At 68.3% G+C, this 16,840-nt stretch carries 16 protein-coding genes; 8 read left to right on the forward strand and 8 right to left on the reverse strand.

The features are described from left to right. Positions 1 to 58 precede the first annotated feature (58 nt). The 4 genes from rpsO to lgt form a co-directional block, all read right to left on the reverse strand. Positions 59 to 322 carry a 30S ribosomal protein S15 gene (gene rpsO, locus EV685_RS03870; RefSeq protein WP_420820800.1) on the reverse strand — a complete coding sequence of 88 codons (264 nt, stop codon included), beginning with the start codon at positions 320 to 322 and terminating at the stop codon, positions 59 to 61. 167 nt (positions 323 to 489) lie between these two features. Further along, positions 490 to 1,656 carry a pyridoxal phosphate-dependent aminotransferase gene (locus EV685_RS03875; protein WP_130480627.1) on the reverse strand — a complete coding sequence of 389 codons (1,167 nt, stop codon included), beginning with the start codon at positions 1,654 to 1,656 and terminating at the stop codon, positions 490 to 492. Between the two features lie 42 nt (positions 1,657 to 1,698). After that, positions 1,699 to 2,796 (reverse strand): tRNA (adenosine(37)-N6)-threonylcarbamoyltransferase complex transferase subunit TsaD, encoded by a 1,098-nt coding sequence (gene tsaD / locus EV685_RS03880; protein ID WP_130480628.1) that lies wholly within the window; start codon positions 2,794 to 2,796, stop codon positions 1,699 to 1,701. Further along, entirely contained in the window at positions 2,793 to 3,617 is an 825-nt protein-coding gene (gene lgt, locus EV685_RS03885; RefSeq protein WP_130480629.1) for a prolipoprotein diacylglyceryl transferase, read from the reverse strand. The genes tsaD and lgt overlap by 4 nt, the downstream gene beginning before the upstream one ends. A 116-nt stretch (positions 3,618 to 3,733) precedes the next feature. Between lgt and ilvD the strand changes: the two genes are divergently transcribed. After that, positions 3,734 to 5,416 (forward strand): dihydroxy-acid dehydratase, encoded by a 1,683-nt coding sequence (gene ilvD, locus EV685_RS03890; protein WP_130480630.1) that lies wholly within the window; start codon positions 3,734 to 3,736, stop codon positions 5,414 to 5,416. 19 nt (positions 5,417 to 5,435) lie between these two features. Here ilvD and EV685_RS03895 read toward each other — a convergent pair whose 3' ends face one another. After that, on the reverse strand, positions 5,436 to 5,684 hold the full coding sequence (locus tag EV685_RS03895) for a TIGR04438 family Trp-rich protein (RefSeq protein WP_130480631.1): 249 nt from the start codon (positions 5,682 to 5,684) through the stop codon (positions 5,436 to 5,438). Positions 5,685 to 5,875: 191 nt separating this feature from the next. Between EV685_RS03895 and EV685_RS03900 the strand changes: the two genes are divergently transcribed. Then, on the forward strand, positions 5,876 to 6,181 hold the full coding sequence (locus EV685_RS03900; RefSeq protein WP_130480632.1) for a c-type cytochrome: 306 nt from the start codon (positions 5,876 to 5,878) through the stop codon (positions 6,179 to 6,181). A 117-nt stretch (positions 6,182 to 6,298) separates the two neighbouring features. Then, entirely contained in the window at positions 6,299 to 7,369 is a 1,071-nt protein-coding gene (locus EV685_RS03905) for an AbrB family transcriptional regulator (protein WP_130480633.1), read from the forward strand. Between the two features lie 42 nt (positions 7,370 to 7,411). Here EV685_RS03905 and EV685_RS03910 read toward each other — a convergent pair whose 3' ends face one another. Further along, positions 7,412 to 7,957 carry an SRPBCC family protein gene (locus EV685_RS03910; RefSeq protein ID WP_338054429.1) on the reverse strand — a complete coding sequence of 182 codons (546 nt, stop codon included), beginning with the start codon at positions 7,955 to 7,957 and terminating at the stop codon, positions 7,412 to 7,414. 370 nt (positions 7,958 to 8,327) lie between these two features. Between EV685_RS03910 and EV685_RS03915 the strand changes: the two genes are divergently transcribed. From EV685_RS03915 to EV685_RS03935, 5 genes are all read left to right on the forward strand, one after another. Beyond that, positions 8,328 to 9,218 carry a hypothetical protein gene (locus EV685_RS03915; RefSeq protein ID WP_130480634.1) on the forward strand — a complete coding sequence of 297 codons (891 nt, stop codon included), beginning with the start codon at positions 8,328 to 8,330 and terminating at the stop codon, positions 9,216 to 9,218. Continuing rightward, positions 9,215 to 10,300, forward strand: coding sequence for an outer membrane protein assembly factor BamB family protein (locus EV685_RS03920; protein WP_165396704.1), 1,086 nt, complete (start codon positions 9,215 to 9,217; stop codon positions 10,298 to 10,300). Before EV685_RS03915 ends, EV685_RS03920 begins: the two co-directional genes overlap by 4 nt. A 133-nt stretch (positions 10,301 to 10,433) precedes the next feature. Continuing rightward, complete coding sequence (locus tag EV685_RS03925) at positions 10,434 to 11,480, forward strand: TRAP transporter substrate-binding protein (RefSeq protein WP_130480636.1); 1,047 nt, start codon at positions 10,434 to 10,436, stop codon at positions 11,478 to 11,480. Between the two features lie 111 nt (positions 11,481 to 11,591). Next, complete coding sequence (locus EV685_RS03930; protein ID WP_130480637.1) at positions 11,592 to 12,098, forward strand: TRAP transporter small permease; 507 nt, start codon at positions 11,592 to 11,594, stop codon at positions 12,096 to 12,098. After that, on the forward strand, positions 12,095 to 13,420 hold the full coding sequence (locus EV685_RS03935) for a TRAP transporter large permease (protein ID WP_130480638.1): 1,326 nt from the start codon (positions 12,095 to 12,097) through the stop codon (positions 13,418 to 13,420). Before EV685_RS03930 ends, EV685_RS03935 begins: the two co-directional genes overlap by 4 nt. A 49-nt stretch (positions 13,421 to 13,469) precedes the next feature. Here the strand turns inward: EV685_RS03935 and EV685_RS03940 are convergent, their stop codons facing one another. Both EV685_RS03940 and EV685_RS03945 read right to left on the reverse strand, forming a co-directional pair. Next, a complete protein-coding gene (locus EV685_RS03940) occupies positions 13,470 to 14,855 on the reverse strand; it encodes an esterase-like activity of phytase family protein (RefSeq protein ID WP_130480639.1) in 1,386 nt (461 codons plus the stop codon). Between the two features lie 64 nt (positions 14,856 to 14,919). Continuing rightward, complete coding sequence (locus tag EV685_RS03945) at positions 14,920 to 16,809, reverse strand: bifunctional metallophosphatase/5'-nucleotidase (RefSeq protein WP_130480640.1); 1,890 nt, start codon at positions 16,807 to 16,809, stop codon at positions 14,920 to 14,922. Positions 16,810 to 16,840 lie beyond the last annotated feature (31 nt).

Here is a 16,840-nt window from a genome sequence, read left to right on the forward strand (position 1 = left end):
CGCAAAGAGCCTGTGCTGGAGGTCGTCCAGGCAACAGGCTCTTGGCGGCATGGCGTGGTTACTTGCGCAGGCCCAGCTTCTGGATCAGCGCGGTGTAGCGGTCAGCGTCCTTGGCCTTGAGGTAGTCGAGCAGCTTGCGGCGGCGGCTCACCATCTTCAGCAGGCCGCGACGACCGTGGTGGTCCTTGGCATTGGCCTTGAAGTGGGGGGTCAGGTGGTTGATGCGAGCGGTCAGCAGCGCGACCTGCACCTCGGGCGATCCGGTGTCACCGGTGCCACGGGCGTTGGAGGCGACGATCTCAGCCTTGTTGATGTCGGACATGTCGATTTCCTGGAAGGATCGAAACCGCGCCGTCCGGCCATGTGCCGTCGCGTCGGTTCCGGGGTTGCCACTTGCGGTCAGGGGGTGAAACCGACCCCCGCCGTGCGTATCCCGCAAGCCGCGTGAGCCTCCGGAACCCGGACGCGCGCCACCTGCGAAGCCCGCGATTATAGACGCAGCGCCCCAGCCAGCCGTTCCACGCCCTGCAGCAGGCGATCCGGGGTGCGCGAGGCGAAGCACCAGCGCAGCCAGCCCTCGCCGCTGTCTGCGAAGGCCACGCCCGGCGCCAGGCCCAGGCCGTGGTCGACCACCAGGCGCTTGGCGAAGGCCAGCGAGTCGTCCTGCCCGGCCACGCGGAAAAAGGCGTACATCGCGCCCGGCGGACTGGCCAGTTCGATGCCCGGCAGCGCCTGCAGGGCGCCGACCAGCGTGTCGCGGCAGCGTCGCAGGTGGGCCTGCAGGGCCGGCACCGCTTGCGGCGCGGCGGCCAGCGCGGCCATGCCGGCACGTTGCACGAAGACCGGCGCGCAGGACGTGTTGAACTCGATCAGCTTGCCCAGTTGCTCGATCACGCTGGCCGGTGCGACCAGGTTGCCCAGCCGCCAGCCGGTCATCAGGAAGCTCTTGGAGAAGCTGTGCACGACGATCACCCGGTCCTCGGGCTCGGCGATGTCGAGGAAGCTCGGCGCGCAGGCCTCGCCGGCATCGCCGTAGTAGAGGCGCTCGTAGACCTCGTCGGACAAGACCCAGGTGCCCGTGCGCCGACAGTGCGCCAGGATGGCCTGCTGCTCGGCGCGGGTCAGCGTCCAGCCGGTCGGGTTGTTCGGTGAGTTGACGATCAGGACACGCGTGGCCGGCGTGATCGCGGCCAGCAGCTCGTCGAGGTCCAGCATCCAGGCCCCGGCCACGGGCCGCAGGCTGACGCAGCGCACCCGTGCGCCCAGGATGGCCGGCTGTGCCGTCAGGTTGGGCCAGACCGGCACGACCGCGACCACCTCGTCACCCGCATCGACCAGGGCCTGCTGGGCCACCATCAGTGCGCTGACGCCCGAGGACGTCACCGCGATGCGCTCGGCGCCGACCGGCTGGTGCAGGCCGCTGACATAACGCGCCAGCGCCTCGCGCAGTGGCGGCAGGCCGAGGTTGTGGGCGTAGAAGGTCTCTCCACCCTCGATCGATGCGATGGCGGCTTCGCGCACGGCGATCGGCGTGACCTCGTCGCTCTCGCCGAACCAGAAGGGCAGCACATCGCTGCGGCCCAGGCCGGCATTGGCGACCTCGCGGATGCGCGAGGCGCTCAGGTCCTCGATGACGGCACGCAGGGCAGGTTTCATGGCAGTGGGTTCGGGTGAGGTGGACGCGGCGGCAGGGCAGGTTCAGACCGAGGCCAGGTCCCAGCGCGGCAGCACGTCGAAGTGGAAATCGGTGGTCGGCTGCGAGCGCCCGCTGCGCAGACGCATCGCGCCGGCCAGGGCGATCATGGCGCCGTTGTCGGTGCACAGGTGCAGCTCGGGGTAGTGGACCCGCACGCGTCGACGCTGGCATTGCGCGTCCAGCTGGCGGCGCAGTTCGCGGTTGGCGCCAACGCCGCCGGCGACGACCAGCCGGTCCAGCCCGGTCGCCTTCAGCGCCAGCATGGACTTGGCCACCAGCACATCGACGATGGCAGCCTGGGTCGAGGCCGCCAGATCCGCCTGACGCGTGGCATCGAAGGTGCCGGCGGCTTCGAGCTTCTTCTGCTGGGTCCAGACCGCGGTCTTCAGGCCGGCGAAGGAGAAATCCAGTTCGGTGCCGCGCAGCAAGGGCCGCGGCAGCGCAAACGCCTTCGGATCGCCCTGCGTGGCCAGGGCGGCGAGCGCCGGACCGCCGGGGTAGCCCAGGCCCAGCATCTTGGCCGACTTGTCGAAGGCTTCGCCGGCCGCGTCGTCGATGGTCTCGCCCATCAGCGTGTAGGCGCCGACCCCGTCGACCCGCATGAGCTGGGTGTGGCCGCCGGAGACCAGCAGCGCCACGAAAGGAAACTGCGGCGGATCGGCCGACAGGAAGGGCGACAGCAGGTGGCCTTCCAAGTGGTGCACGCCCAGCACCGGCCGCCCCAGCGCCAGCCCGAGCGCACAGGCCATGCCGGCACCGACCAGCAAGGCGCCGGCCAGGCCGGGGCCGCGCGTGTAGGCGATGACGTCGACGGCATCGAGCGCCTGCCCGGCCTCGGCCAGCGTCTGGCGCAGCAGCGGCACGATCCGGCGGATGTGGTCTCGCGAGGCCAGTTCGGGCACCACGCCACCGTAGGCCTGGTGCATGTCGATCTGGCTGTGCAGGGCATGCGCCAACAAGGCCGCTGGCTGCGTGCCTGCGACGCCGTCGGGCAGTTCGACCAGCGCGATGCCGGTCTCGTCGCAAGACGACTCGATGCCCAGGACACGCAGCGGCGCAGCGGCCTGCCACGGCACGGCGCGGGCGTCGCCGAGGCTCATCGTGTGCTGCGCTTGGCGAGCCACAACACGAGCACGCCGCCCGCCACCATCGGCACACACAGCCACTGGCCCATGCTCATGCCCAGGGCCAGCAGGCCGAGGAAGGCGTCGGGCTCGCGGAAGGTTTCGGCGATGAAGCGGAAGCTGCCGTAGCCGATCAGGAACCAGCCACTGACGCGGCCCCAGACACGTCGGCCCTGGGCGTCCTGGTGCGTGGCCGGCCGGCGGGCGTAGAACCACAGCAGCACGAACAGGGTCAGGCCTTCGAGCAGGAACTGGTAGAGCTGCGACGGATGGCGCGCCAGCAGGCTCTCGCTCTGCGGGAACACCATCGCCCACGGCAGCGATGGGTCGGCCGCGCGACCCCACAGCTCGCCGTTGATGAAGTTGCCCAGCCGCCCGCAGGCCAGCCCGGTCGGCACGCAAGGGGCGATCAGGTCGGTGACCTCGAAGACACGCCGGCCGCGCAGCTTCGCAAACAGCAGCATCGCCACGATCACGCCCAGCAGACCGCCGTGAAAGGCCATGCCGCCCTTCCAGACCGCGGGGATCTCGGCCAGGTTCTGCAGGTAATACATCGGCTTGTAGAACAGCACGTAGCCGAGCCGGCCACCGACGATGACGCCGACCACACCGAAGAAGAGCAGGTCTTCGACGTCTCGGGGCGTCCAGCTGCCGGCTGCATAGGGCGCTTGCCGGATGCGGCGCGTGGCCAGGAGATAGAACAGCCCGAAGGCCGCCAGATAGGTCAGGCCGTACCAGTGGATCTGGAAGAAACCCAGGTCGAGCGCGATGGGATTGAACTGCGGATGGACCAGCATGGGGCGCGATCATAAGGGTCGACCCGGACGCCGATGGCGTGCCACATGCGCGACCCTCGGGCCGCGCGCGGCCCTTGTCGGCCGCGTCCCCCACCCACTCCACACGAGGCCCCCACATGAGCAGCGCCAACCGCCGATCCAAGAACATCACCGAGGGCGTCGCGCGCGCCCCCAACCGCTCCATGTACTACGGCATGGGCTACCAGGAGACCGACTTCGGCAAGCCGATGATCGGCGTGGCCAACGGGCACTCCACGATCACGCCCTGCAACTCCGGACTGCAGAAGCTGGCCGATGCGGCCGTCGAGGGCCTGAAGGCGGCTGGCGCCAATCCGCAGGTCTTCGGCACGCCGACCATCTCCGATGGCATGGCCATGGGCACCGAGGGCATGAAGTACTCGCTGGTCTCGCGCGAGGTCATCGCCGACTGCGTCGAGACCTGCGTGGGCGGCCAATGGATGGACGGCGTGCTGGTCATCGGCGGCTGCGACAAGAACATGCCCGGCGGCATGATGGGCATGCTGCGCGCCAATGTGCCCAGCCTCTACGTCTATGGCGGCACGATCATGCCGGGCCGCTACAAGGACAAGGACCTCAACATCGTCAGCGTCTTCGAGGCCGTCGGCCAGTTCAGCGCCGGCAAGATGAGCGAGGAAGACTTCTGCCAGATCGAGCGCCGCGCCATCCCCGGCAGCGGCTCCTGCGGTGGCATGTACACGGCCAACACCATGAGCTCGTCGTTCGAGGCGCTGGGCCTGAGCCTGCCGTATTCATCGACCATGGCCAACGTCGAGGGCGAGGTGGTCGACAACGTCAAGCTGGCGGCGGCCGTGCTGGTCGAGGCGGTCAAGGCCGACCTGAAGCCGCGCGACATCGTCACCCGCGAAGCGATCGAGAACGCGGTCGCCGTCATCATGGCCACCGGCGGTTCGACCAATGCGGTGCTGCATTTCCTGGCCATCGCCCATGCGGCCGAGGTCAACTGGACCATCGACGACTTCGAGCGCGTGCGCCGTCGCGTGCCGGTGCTGTGTGACCTCAAGCCCAGCGGGCGCTACCTGGCCATCGACCTGCACCGTGCCGGTGGCATCCCGGCGGTCATGAAGACGTTGCTGGACCACGGCCTGCTGCACGGCGGCTGCATGACCATCACCGGCAAGACCGTGGCCGAGAACCTGGCCGACGTGCCGCCGCTGCGCGCCGATCAGGACGTGATCCGGCCGGTCTCGAACCCGATCTATGCCGAGGGCCACCTCGCCATCCTCAAGGGCAACCTCAGTCCCGAAGGTTGCGTGGCCAAGATCACCGGCCTGAAGAACCCGGTGATGACCGGCCCGGCGCGCGTGTTCGACGACGAACAGTCCGCGCTGGCCGCCATCATGGGCGGCAAGATCCAGGCCGGTGACGTGATGGTGCTGCGCTACCTCGGCCCCAAGGGCGGCCCGGGCATGCCCGAGATGCTGGCCCCGACCGGTGCGCTGATTGGACAAGGCCTGGGCGAGAGCGTCGGCCTGATCACCGACGGCCGCTTCAGCGGTGGCACCTGGGGCATGGTGGTCGGCCACGTCGCCCCGGAGGCCTACGCCGGCGGCACGATCGCACTCGTGCAGGAAGGCGACGCCATCACCATCGATGCCCACCAGCTGCTGCTGCAGCTCAACGTGCCCGATGAGGAAATCGCCCGCCGCCGCGCTGCCTGGACCGCGCCCGCACCGCGCTACACCCGGGGTGTGCTGGCCAAGTTCGCGTTCAACGCGGCCAGTGCCAGCGCCGGGGCCGTGCTCGACCGCTACGAATGAGCCTGGCCAGACGGCGCGCTCAACGCTTCTTGCGCCGCCGGTCCTTCAGTCCGATGGCCTCGGTCTGACGGCGGCGGCGCTCCTTCTTCAGGTCCTCGTACTTCTGGTCCTGGAGCCGGCGGGTGCGTCCGCTGACGTCGGACCACCACCACCAGAGCAGTGCGAGTCCGAAGGGCAACAGCCGCACCCACAAGGACCAATCGGCCGCCGGTCCGATCTCCAGCCAGCCCGTGACAAGCAGCACCAATCCGAGCATCACCAGGGCCATGGCCTGTCCACCTCTTGCGGCCCGAGGCCGTTGTAGCGATCGATCCTCCCAGTCGGCCCGAGGCTGTCAGGGAGGTGTCAAGCGAAGACGAGGCGGATCACTAGAATCCGCTCGATTCGCAATTTACCCCACCCGTTCGACCCTCCCACGCACGTCGCACGACACGCGTCATCGCCACTGAAAGGCCGTACATGAAGCTCCAGTTCGCCCTCATCGCCGCCGCCACGCTGATCGCCAGCCCGGCCTTCGCCAGCCAGGACCTGGCCCAGAAGAAGGCCTGCCTGGCCTGCCACGCCATCGACAAGAAGGTCGTCGGCCCGGGCTTCAAGGAAGTGGCCGCCAAGTACGCCGGCCAGAAGGACGCCGTGGACAAGCTCGCCGCCAAGGTCATCAAGGGTGGCGCCGGTGTCTGGGGCCCCGTGCCGATGCCGGCCAACACGGCCGTCAGCGAAGCCGAGGCCAAGACCCTGGTCACCTGGATCCTGGGCCAGAAGTGATCCCCGGCCGCAGCAGCGGCCAAGGATCCTGCAGACCCCGCCACCCGGCGGGGTTTTTCTTTGGCGAGGCACGGCATCCCGCATGACCTGCCCGTGTCCGCCCGCCCACCTCCCGCGATGACCTTGCCGCGTCCCGTCCGGCTGGCCCTGACGCTCGCCCTGGCGACGCTGGCCGGTGCCGCCTGCTCGGCCCTGCACACGCCGCTGCCGTGGATGATCGGCCCGCTGTTGCTGACCGCTGCCTTGAGCCTGGCCGGCGCGCCGGTGCAGTCGTCGAAGCGCTTGCGCAACGCCGGCCAGTGGGCCATCGGCATGGCGCTGGGCTTGTACTTCACGCCGGAGGTGGCGGCCCGCACGGTCGCGCTGGCGCCGTGGACGCTGCTGGGCGCGGCCTGGTCGGTCCTGCTGGGCCACCTGTATTTCCGCTGGCTGCTGGCCAGCCAGCCGGCCGGATCGATCGACCGCGCGACCGCCTACTTCTCGTCGGTCATCGGCGGTGCCTCGGAAATGGCGCAGTACGCCGAACAGGTCGGCGCACGGGTCGACCGCGTGGCGGCCGCACATTCATTGCGCGTGATGATCGTGGTGGTTGGCATTCCGTTTGCCTACCTGTTCGCCGAGGTCCACGGCCACGACGCCACGGGCGCGAGCCGTCTCGGCCATATCGACCTCGGCGGATTGCTGCAGCTCATGGCGGGGACCGCTGCCGCTGCGCTGCTGATGCGCCGCTTGAATCAGCCCAATCCCTGGGTGCTCGGGCCACTGCTGGCCACGCTGGTGATCAGTGCAGCAGGCTGGCAGCCCAGCGCCCTGCCCGGCTGGCTCGCACCCGCCGCACAGCTCGCCGTCGGTGTCTCGCTGGGGAGCCGCTTCACGCCCGATTTCCTGCATGCCGCACCCCGCTGGCTGGGTGCCGTGGCGCTCGGCACGCTGGGCATGATCGGACTGTCCGCCGGCTTTGCCTGGTGCGTCGCGCAGATCGCCGACCTGGACCCCGCTGCGGTCCTGCTGGGCACGTCACCCGGCGGCATCGCCGAGATGTGCATCACCGCCCGGTCACTGGAACTGGGCGTGCCGCTGGTCACCGCCTTCCACATCGTGCGCTACCTGGTGGTGCTGATGAGCACCGGGCCGATCTGGCGACACTGGATCTCGCCCGAGGCCGGCCCATCGGGACTTCAGGACTGAGCGAAGACGCCGGACGCGACCGATCCACCGGCCGCCGGGAGGTCAAGTCGCCGATCGCAGCGCCTGCTCGCCCAGCCGCTTCAAGCCGAGCTCGAAGTCGCGGCCGACCATCCGGTCCATGTTGAAGACCAGCCCCATCAGCTTGCTGCCAAAGCTCGCCGGACCGTGCATGGCCCAAACCACACGGGTGCCACCCTCGACAGGTTCGAAGGTGAACTCGGCGATGTTGTGGGCCTCGAACGGCGCGAGGAAATCCAGCGTCAGCTCGATGCGCCGAAGCGGCTCGGACGCCACGATCGCCATCGCCCCCTTGCCGACCTGGCGGTTGCCTTGCCATGCATAGCGCGCGCCGACGCCCCTGGGCGCGCCTTCGTATTGCCGCACCAGCGCCGGATCGCGCCCTTCCCAAGGTGACCAGTCGACCCACCGATGCAGATCGTCGACCAGCGCATGCAACTGCGCAGCCGAGGCCGGGACAACGATGCTGCGCTCGATGCGGAAGGTGTCCGGGCGGCGCCTGGCGGCCAACACCAGCGCGATCAGGACCAGCAACAGGGCGCCCACGATCCACATCGTCCAGTTGTTCACGTCACTCTCCTGAATATCACCTGAATCTCAGCGGTCACTGTCGACCCGTCGCACGAGGATTTGACCGCATCTGTCGTGACGCACGCTTGACTGGCGCCACGCGTCGATGCCCGCGAGGGATCGATCACCCCAGGGTCAAGCCTGAGGTTGAACCCGAGTTTTGCGCACGTTTCAGGATCGTTCTTGCCATTTCGCAATTCTCGTGGCCGCCCATTTCCTGATCGACACGCGCCATGACAAGTCCGCACGGGAAAGCGCCGCCCACATTGTGAAAGGCTGACGTTTGACTGCCGCCACGATTCCTTAAATCGCCTAATCCAGCGTGGCGACCTGCTCCGGAAAATTTGGTTTCCAACCCGGAGGAGATTTCATGAAAAACCATTGGATGGCCCTGGTTCGCAGCGGCCGCTTGAACCTTGCACTCGGTGGCGCCTTGCTCACGCTGGTCGCAGCCCTGCCCGCCCAGGCCGACGAGAAGAAACATGCCTCGCTGTCGGCCCAGCTGATGCACGAGATCAAGGAAGGTCGCATCGAGATGAAGGACGGCGACTCGTCGATCGTCCAGGAACTCATCATCAACAAGAACATCCCGATCACCTGGCGCTACATCAGCACGCTGATGCACACGCCCAATGCCTTCGGGCCAGGCGCTGCCTGCGTGACCTGCCACAGCTCGACCAACCCGTCCGAGAGCTACCGCGGCCTGGACCTGTCGACCTGCGAAGGCTTGCGCAAGGGCAGCACCGAAGCGCCCGCACAGGCGCTCTTCACCCCGGGCAAGGACCCGAAGCGCGAGACGCTGATCCGCCGGCTGCGCAACAACCGGATGCCGCTGGGTGCGGCCTTCAACATCCCCACCGACACGCCGAACTACCTGCTGGTGCGCGACTGGATCGCCAATGGCGCGAAAAACGACCAGAACTTCCAGTCTCGCGTAATGCCGCTGTTCAAGCAGGAGAACGCCTTCGGCCCCAACACGCCGGCCTGCACGCAATGCCACATGTCGAACCAGGAACCACCGAGCTTCCACGAGCTCGACCTGACAAGCTACGACGGCATCATGCTTGGCGCGGACTCCGTCGCCAAGGGCGTCGACAAGGCCACCAAGGTGATCATTCCTGGCAAGCCCGGCGAGAGTGGCGTGTGGCAGCACCTGGCCGAGAACCGCATGCCTCCCGGCATCAGCCCGACAGAGAACCGCGACCATCCCAACACGCTGATCCTGATGCAATGGATCAAGCAGGGCGCGAAGTGTCAGTGACCCTGAGCCGCCGCCAGGCCCTGTGGGGCCTGGCCGCTGCAGCACTCAGCGGTGCCACCGATCATCTGGCGGCCCAAGCAGGGGCTGCCGGGGCGAGGACCGTGCAGCGCTGGAACGTGGCCGACCAACGGCTGGTGCCGCCCGGCGCAGCCGGGACCGACATCGTTCATGCGGGCGCTGACCGCGTTGGCCTGCTGCGGCCCGGGCAGGCCGAGCCGGTCTGGCAGACCACGCATGGCCTGTCCGGTCCCGCCGTCTTCCGGCCGCGCGCCGACACGCGGCAGGTCCTCGTGGGCAGCCTGCGTTCACTGGCGTCCTGGCAACTGGCCGACGGCGCGGTGAACTGGCGCCGTCAGGCGACCCTGCAGTTCGGCACGCCCTGCCTCGACCGCGGCCGTGTCTACCTGGGTGATGGACACGCCTTGCAGGCCCTGGACGCCCAAAACGGCAACCTGCTCTGGCGGGTCGACACGACGCCCGACACCTTGATGTCCTATGCGCCGACAGTGGTCGGCGATCGGGTGCTGGTCGGACCCGGCAACGGACGCCTCTACGCGGTCGATCGCGACGACGGCCGCACGATCTGGACCCTCGACCTGGCCGACGAATGGCAGTACCTGCGCCAGTTGCATGTCGGTGCAAACGTGCTCGTGGCCGGCAGCTACAAGGAGCTGCTCTACGGCATCGCGATCGACAGCGGACGGGTGTTGTGGAAGTTCAACGCGGGCAACTTCATCAACTCCCACCACGTCAGTGGCCAGACCGCCTTCTTGTGGTCGCCGACCGGCTGGATCTTCGCCCTCGACGTCGCCACCGGCGCCCTGCGCTGGCGACACCGGACCACCGCCTACGACGGACGATCGGGCGCCTGGGCCTCGGTGCTGGCCGAACTCGCCAGCGACGACCAGCACCTCTACGCGCTGGACATGGGCCATGTCGTGCATGTGCTGGATCGCCACAGCGGCGACGAGATCACGCGGTTCAAGGTCGACACCGCCCTGCGTCCGGCCCTGTTGGTTCACGCCGACCGCCGCATCGTCCTGGCCAGCGACGCCGGCGAGATCGTGCAGATGGCGACCTGAGCGGGGCCACGCGGAACCACGGGGGTGTCCCTGGGGTAAGTCAGGGTGACCGGCTCGCCAGCCGGGCCGAAGAATCCCGGTCTTCGGCAGGACACTGCGTTGACCTGCCCCCGACACGACGAGGAAACCCCGCATGTTCGACACGCAAGCCTTCAAGCGCAGCACCCTGGCCCTGGCCGCCGGCCTCCTCATGGGTGGTTCGGCCCTGGCCCAGGAAGTCACCCTCAAGTTCCACCACATCTGGAACCCGCAGGCCATGGCCTCGGTCAACGTCATCGGGCCGTGGTGCGACAAGATCGCCAAGGAAGCGGCCGGCAAGATGAAGTGCCAGGTCTTCCCGGCGATGAGCATGGGCGGCACGCCGCCGCAGCTGGTCGACCAGGTCAAGGACGGCGTGGCCGACGTGGTCATCACGTTGCCGGGCTACACCGCCGGCCGCTTCCCGGCGCTGGAGGTCTTCGAGCTGCCCTTCATGGCCAACTCGGCCGAGGCCGGCGCCCGCGCCGCCTGGGACTACCTGCAGAAGTACGCCCTCAAGGAGTTCCCGGGCACCAAGATCCTGGCGATCTGGCTGCACGACGAAGGCTATGTGCACACCCGCGAGAAGCCGGTGCGCACGCTGGCCGACTTCAAGGGCCTGAAGATGCGCGCGCCGACCCGCCAGACCAACAAGCTGCTGTCGACGCTGGGCGCCAGCCCCGTGGGCATGCCGCTGCCGGCCATCGTCGACGCGGTCGGCAAGGGCACCATCGACGGCTTCCTGCTGCCCTGGGAGGTGATGCCCTCGCTGAAGCTGCATGAGATGGTCAAGTACCACTCCGAGACCGATCCGAGCCGGCCGGCCCTCTACAGCGCGGTATTCGTCTTCGCGATGAACCAGGCCCGCTACGACGCCCTGCCCGCCGACCTGAAGAAGGTCATCGACGCCAACAGCGGCGCAGCCTACTCGCAGGCCATTGGCAAGATCTGGGACGGCAGCCAGGCGGCCGGCCGCAAGGCTGCGCAGGACCGCGGCAACACCTTCACGATGATCCCGGCCGCCGAGCTGGACAACTGGATCAAGGTCTCGGCGCCGCTCTACGACGACTTCGTCGCCGACATGGACAAGAAGGGCATGCCCGGCAAGCAGATGGTCCAGGACGCCCGCGACCTGTTGGCCAAGTACAAGATCGCCAAGTGACCCGCTGCTGATGGCGGGGCCGGCCCGGACCGGCCCGCCGCTTGACGTGCACGACGCGCCCGCCCTGGGCGCGTCGTCACGTCCGTCCCCACCTTTGACGAGTACGTCCCCATGCACAACCTGCTCAGGCGCATCGCCTGGTTCTTCGCGCTGGCCGGCGGCGGCGTGGCCAGCCTGGTCGCGCTGATGGTCGTGGCGAGCATCGCCGGCCGTGCGCTGTGGTCCGCGCCCATCCCGGGCGATGTCGAGCTGACCCAGTTCGGCATCGCGCTGACCATCTCGCTGTGCCTGCCGTGGTGCCAGCTGCATGGCGCCAACATCATCGTGGACTTCTTCACCCAGCGCCTGCCGCAGCGGGCCACGCGCGCGCTCGACGGCATCGGCGCGATCTTGCTGGCCCTGATGTGCGCGCTGCTGAGCCTGCGCACCGCCGCGGGTGCCGTGGCCGTCAGCGAGGCCGGCGAGACCACCATGATCCTGGGCCTGCCAATGGGCTGGAACTACCTGATGCTCGCCCCCGGCCTGGCCCTGACCACGCTCGTCGCACTCTGGCAGGCCCAGCGCCTGCTGCGCGGGCAAGACGCCAGCATGGGCAGCATCGACGGAGCCCGGCCATGACCCCGACCGTGATCGGCATACTGATGTTCGTCGGCATGCTGCTGCTGATGGGGCTGCGCGTGCCCATCGCGGCGGCCATGTTCATCCCCGGCGCGATCGGCTATGCCACGCTGGCCAGCGACATGGCCCTGCTCAACATGCTCAAGGGCAGCGCGGTGGCGCGCATGTCGGTCTACGACCTGTCGGTGATCCCGCTGTTCCTGCTGATGGGCCAGTTCGCGACCCAGGGCGGGCTGTCCAAGGCGCTGTTCCAGGCGGCGGCGGCCTTTGTCGGCCACATCCGCGGTGGACTCGCGATGGCGGCGGTGCTGTCGGCGGCGGCCTTCGGCGCGGTCTGCGGGTCGAGCGTCGCCACCTCGGCCACGATCACCCAGGTCGCCTATCCGGAGATGAAGGCGCATGGCTACCACGGCCGGCTCACCACGGCCGCGCTGGCGTGCGGCGGCACGCTGGGCATCCTGATCCCGCCATCGGTGCCGCTGGTGGTCTACGCCATCCTGACCGAGCAGAACATCGCCAAGCTGTTCGCCGCCGCGATGGTGCCGGGGCTGCTGGCCACCCTCGGCTACCTCGTGGTGATCGGCATCGTCTGCCGCTTCAAGCCGGAACTGGCCACGCCCAGCGAGCCGCTGCCGTGGCCGGCGCGCTGGAAGGCGCTGCTGGGCGTGTGGCCGATCGCGACCATCTTCGTGATCGTCTTCGGCGGCATCTACAGCGGCATCTTCTCGCCCACCGAGGCCGCCGCTGTCGGCGCGGTTGCCACCTTCCTGGCCGCACTGGCCCGGCGCGAGCTGAGCCGCGCGGGCATCGTCGCCGCCTTCACCGGCACAGCCGAGACGACCGCGATGGTCTTCATGATCTTCCTCGGTGCGGACATGATGAACGCCTCGCTGGCGCTGACCCAGATGCCCGCCCGCATCGCCGAATGGGCCGGTGCACTGCCGGTCGCGCCACTCGTCATCGTCGCGGCCATCATGCTGCTCTACGTCCTGCTGGGCTGCGTGATGGACGAGCTGTCGATGATGTTGCTGACCATCCCGGTGATCTTCCCGGCCGTCATGGCGCTGGACCTCTACGGCCTGGCCGCCGAGCCCAAGGCGATCTGGTTCGGCATCCTGGTGCTGATGACCGTGGGCATCGGCCTGACGGCACCGCCGGTCGGCCTGAACGTCTATGTCGTCAACAGCCTCGCCCGCGAGGTGCCGATGCACGAGACCTACAAGGGCGTGCTGCCCTTCTTGGTCAGCGACGTGCTGCGCCTGATCGCGATCCTGCTGGTGCCGGGCATCGCGATCGGCGTGCTGCCGTGGTTCTTCCGCTGAGGCGGCGGGCGAACCACGCGCCGCGCTCAGGCGCGACTCACGGCATCGGTCACTTCGCGTCGACCAGCGCGCCGATGTCCAGCAGCGTCAGCTCGTTGTCGTCGGGCTTGCCGATCTGGCGGCCCGACGAATACGGGAAGTTGTTGTCGTTGACGACCACGATGTGGCGCGCATCAACCAGCGTCAGACCTTCCGGGCCGAGGTGCGGCAGCACGAAGGTCTCCTCATTGGGGCCGACCTTGGCCAGGCGCTTCGGGTTGGCGATCTTCGTCAGGTCGATGTAGGCGACCTTGCGCACAAAGCCGTCCGCATCGGCCGCCGCCAGGTCGATCTTGTAGATGCGCTTGAAGCGCGCCGGCCGGGTGAAACAGTCGGTGCGGGCCTCGTCCGGACAGCCCGGGCCAGCGCCTTCGGTGGCGTCGTCGCGCTCGATCACCAGGCCGGTGCTCGCATCGAGCAGCTGGAAGTCGGCGGCGACGTGGCCGGCGGCCTCGAAGCGGTACTTGAACGCCTTGCCGGAGTACTTGCGGCTGGCCACGTCGAGTTCGAGGATGCGGGTGTAGGGCTTGCCCTCGCTCTGTTCCTGCGCCTTGGCGGCGGCGTCCCACAGCGGCCATTCGAACATCGGGTAGACGGTGCGGCCGTCGGGCGACTTCGCCATCGGCTCGAAACCGCCCGAGCGGCGCGCGTCCCAACCGCTCGCCTCGGCCGGGTAGTTGGGCAGGCGGCCCTGCAGGTAGTGGTCCGGGCTGCGATGGGTCTTGTCACCGACCGTGGTCTCGATCAGGCCCAGCGCCACGCCCTTGCGGTCGAAGCGGATCACGTAGGGACCGAACTCGTCGCCGATCCACCACTCGTCACCGACCACCTGGATGGACTCGATGTCCAGGTCCGCGCCGGTCAGGAAACGCTCGCGGCTGGCCTCGTTCTGGATCACGAAGGGGATCTTGCGCTGCGGGTCGCGCAGAAAGGTCGTGTGCAGGCGCTTGACCAGGCCTGACGCCCAGTCCGCCTTGACGTGATGGACCATCAGCAGCGCATCGGCCGAGTTGACCTTGCTGCCGAAGCCGTTGTCGGTCAGCGCGAGGAACTCGTCACCGCCCATCGACACGATGCCCGAGAAGCCCTGCACCGACTGGCCCTTGATCGGCAAGGCACCGCCCGAGGGCCGCGGGAACTTCGGGTCGCCGACGAAGGTGATGCCGGGCACGCTGCCGAGCACCTCGGTGCGCTGCCGGTTGGCCGCCGCGAACTTGCCGGCGGTCTGGAACAGCGCACCCGCCTCGCGCGGCGCACGCACGGTGCTGTCGTGCGGCAGGCGGGCATGGCCGGCCAGCACGGCGGTGACCTCGGTCTGGGCTTGTGCGGTGGACAGGGGGGCCATGGCGGCCAGCGTGGCCGCGACGGCCAACAAGGTGGGACGGAAGGTGAACATGTCGGACTCCGGTGGAAGGATCGGGTGGTCGTTCGGCCGGGACCTGGTCGTCCCGGCCGTCCGTTCAGGGCAGCGTCACGCCAGCGGCGGTGACGACCGACTTGTGCGAGTAATTGCCCGCTGCCGGCCGTGCGATGGGCGTGCTGGCGATCACGTAGTCGGCGAAGGTCTGCGTGTAGAGCAGGAAGGTGTTGACGTAGGCACCGGTGCGGAAGATCGTGCCCAGGGTTGCATAGCCGTCCTGACCGGCGGCCACGAAGTCATTGGTCACGAGCACATAGGTCTGCGTCGGCACGATCGCCGACCAGTTGCCGGTGACACGATCCCGCACTTCCACGTTGCTGAAGCGACTGCCGCGGGCCTGGCTCATGTTCAGATCCCAGCGCAGCCCGGCGGCATAGGGGTGCGAACCGGTCGACTGCAGGTTGTCCAGGTGATTGGCCACGCCGTCTTCAAGCGCGGCCACCATCTGCGCACCGGTCACCTCCATCTCGACCAGCACGTTGGTGAAGGGCAGCAGCGTGAACGCGGTGTTCATCGACAGGGTGCCAGCCGGCACGGGGATGCGCACGCCACCGGCGTTCTGCAGCGCGAAGCTGGCCCGCAGGCTGGCGCGCAGGAAGGCCTCGGCGACGACCTGACCGGCATCGCTGCCGCGCGCCAGCGTGTTGGCGGTCTCGCAGCCGACGGTGCCGGCCGAGCGGTTGGTCGTCTCGCCGGGCACACGCACCAGGCACAGGGCCTCGCTGGCGGTGCCGATGGTCTTGGCCTTCTCGGCGGCGACCTGGCTGGTGTAGGTCGCGAGGATGGCCGCAGCACCGGCATCGGGCGTGGTGACCTTGATGCGCGGATCGACGGCCAGGGTCGTCAGAAGCGCCGCCTTGGTCGGTGCATCCACATCGACGAAGGTGGTGCCGTTGCTGCGCTTGAAGTTCTCGCCGATCACCAGCGAGGCGTTGCCGCGACAACTGGCCACGGCGCCACGGTTGTCGAAGGCGACGTTCATCAGGCCGAAGACCTTGGCGTACTCCCAGGCCTGGCCGATGCAGACGGTCTGGCCATCGCGGTTGGTGACCCGTGTCGGATAGGCACCCGAAGAGGTCAGTCCCAAGCCGGTGAAATCGCCCAGCAGCGTGTGAGAGTCGCCGCCGATGATGACGTCGACATCGGTCAGCTGCGCGGCCATCGCGACGTCGTTGGCATAGCCCTGGTGCGTCATCAACACGATGTGGCGCACGCCCTGGGCCTTGAGCTCGTCGATGTAGCGCTGGGCGGTGGTCGTCTCGTCGAGGAACTGCGTGGTTGAAAGCGGGCGCGACGAGTTGGTGGTCTTGCCGGCGATGTCCAGGCCGATGATGCCGACCTTCACGCCGTCGTAGGTCTTGACGATGTAGGGCTTGATCACCGGCGTGCCGGACGGGTTCAGCGGCGTGCCGACGGCGGGTACGACATTGGCGCCGAGCACCGGTGTCTGGCACAGCGGCGTGTAGAGCGCGTCGATGAAGTTGCGGGTGGTCTGATCGCCGTCGTCGAACTCGTGATTGCCGAGTTCGAAGGCGTCGAAGCAGATGGTGTTCATCATCTTCGCGTCGACATCACCCTTGTAGAAGGTGTAGTAGAGCGTGCCGGTGACCGCATCACCGGCATGCAGCTTGAGCAGGTTGCGGGTGCCGGCCTGGGCCTTGAACAAGGTGGTCAGGCGCGCAAAGCCGCCCAGGTCGACCTGGGTGGCCACACCGTCGAGCGTCAGCTGCGTGTTGGCGAAAGGTTCGAGCTGCGAGTGGTGGTCGTTGACGTGCGCGATGTTGATCTCGATCGGCGCGTAGGTGGTCGTGGCGGCGGTGTCCCCGTCTGAGCCGCCACAGGCCGACAGGGCGGCCAGGACGAAGGCGGACAGCGCAGTCAGCGCAGGCTTGGCGACCAGGCGGCGATGGAGCGGGTGGCGAGAGAGCATGTCGATCTTCTGGTGTGGAGGAAGCCCCGCA

Source organism: Sphaerotilus mobilis, assembly GCF_004216565.1.
Lineage (GTDB): Bacteria > Pseudomonadota > Gammaproteobacteria > Burkholderiales > Burkholderiaceae_C > Sphaerotilus > Sphaerotilus mobilis.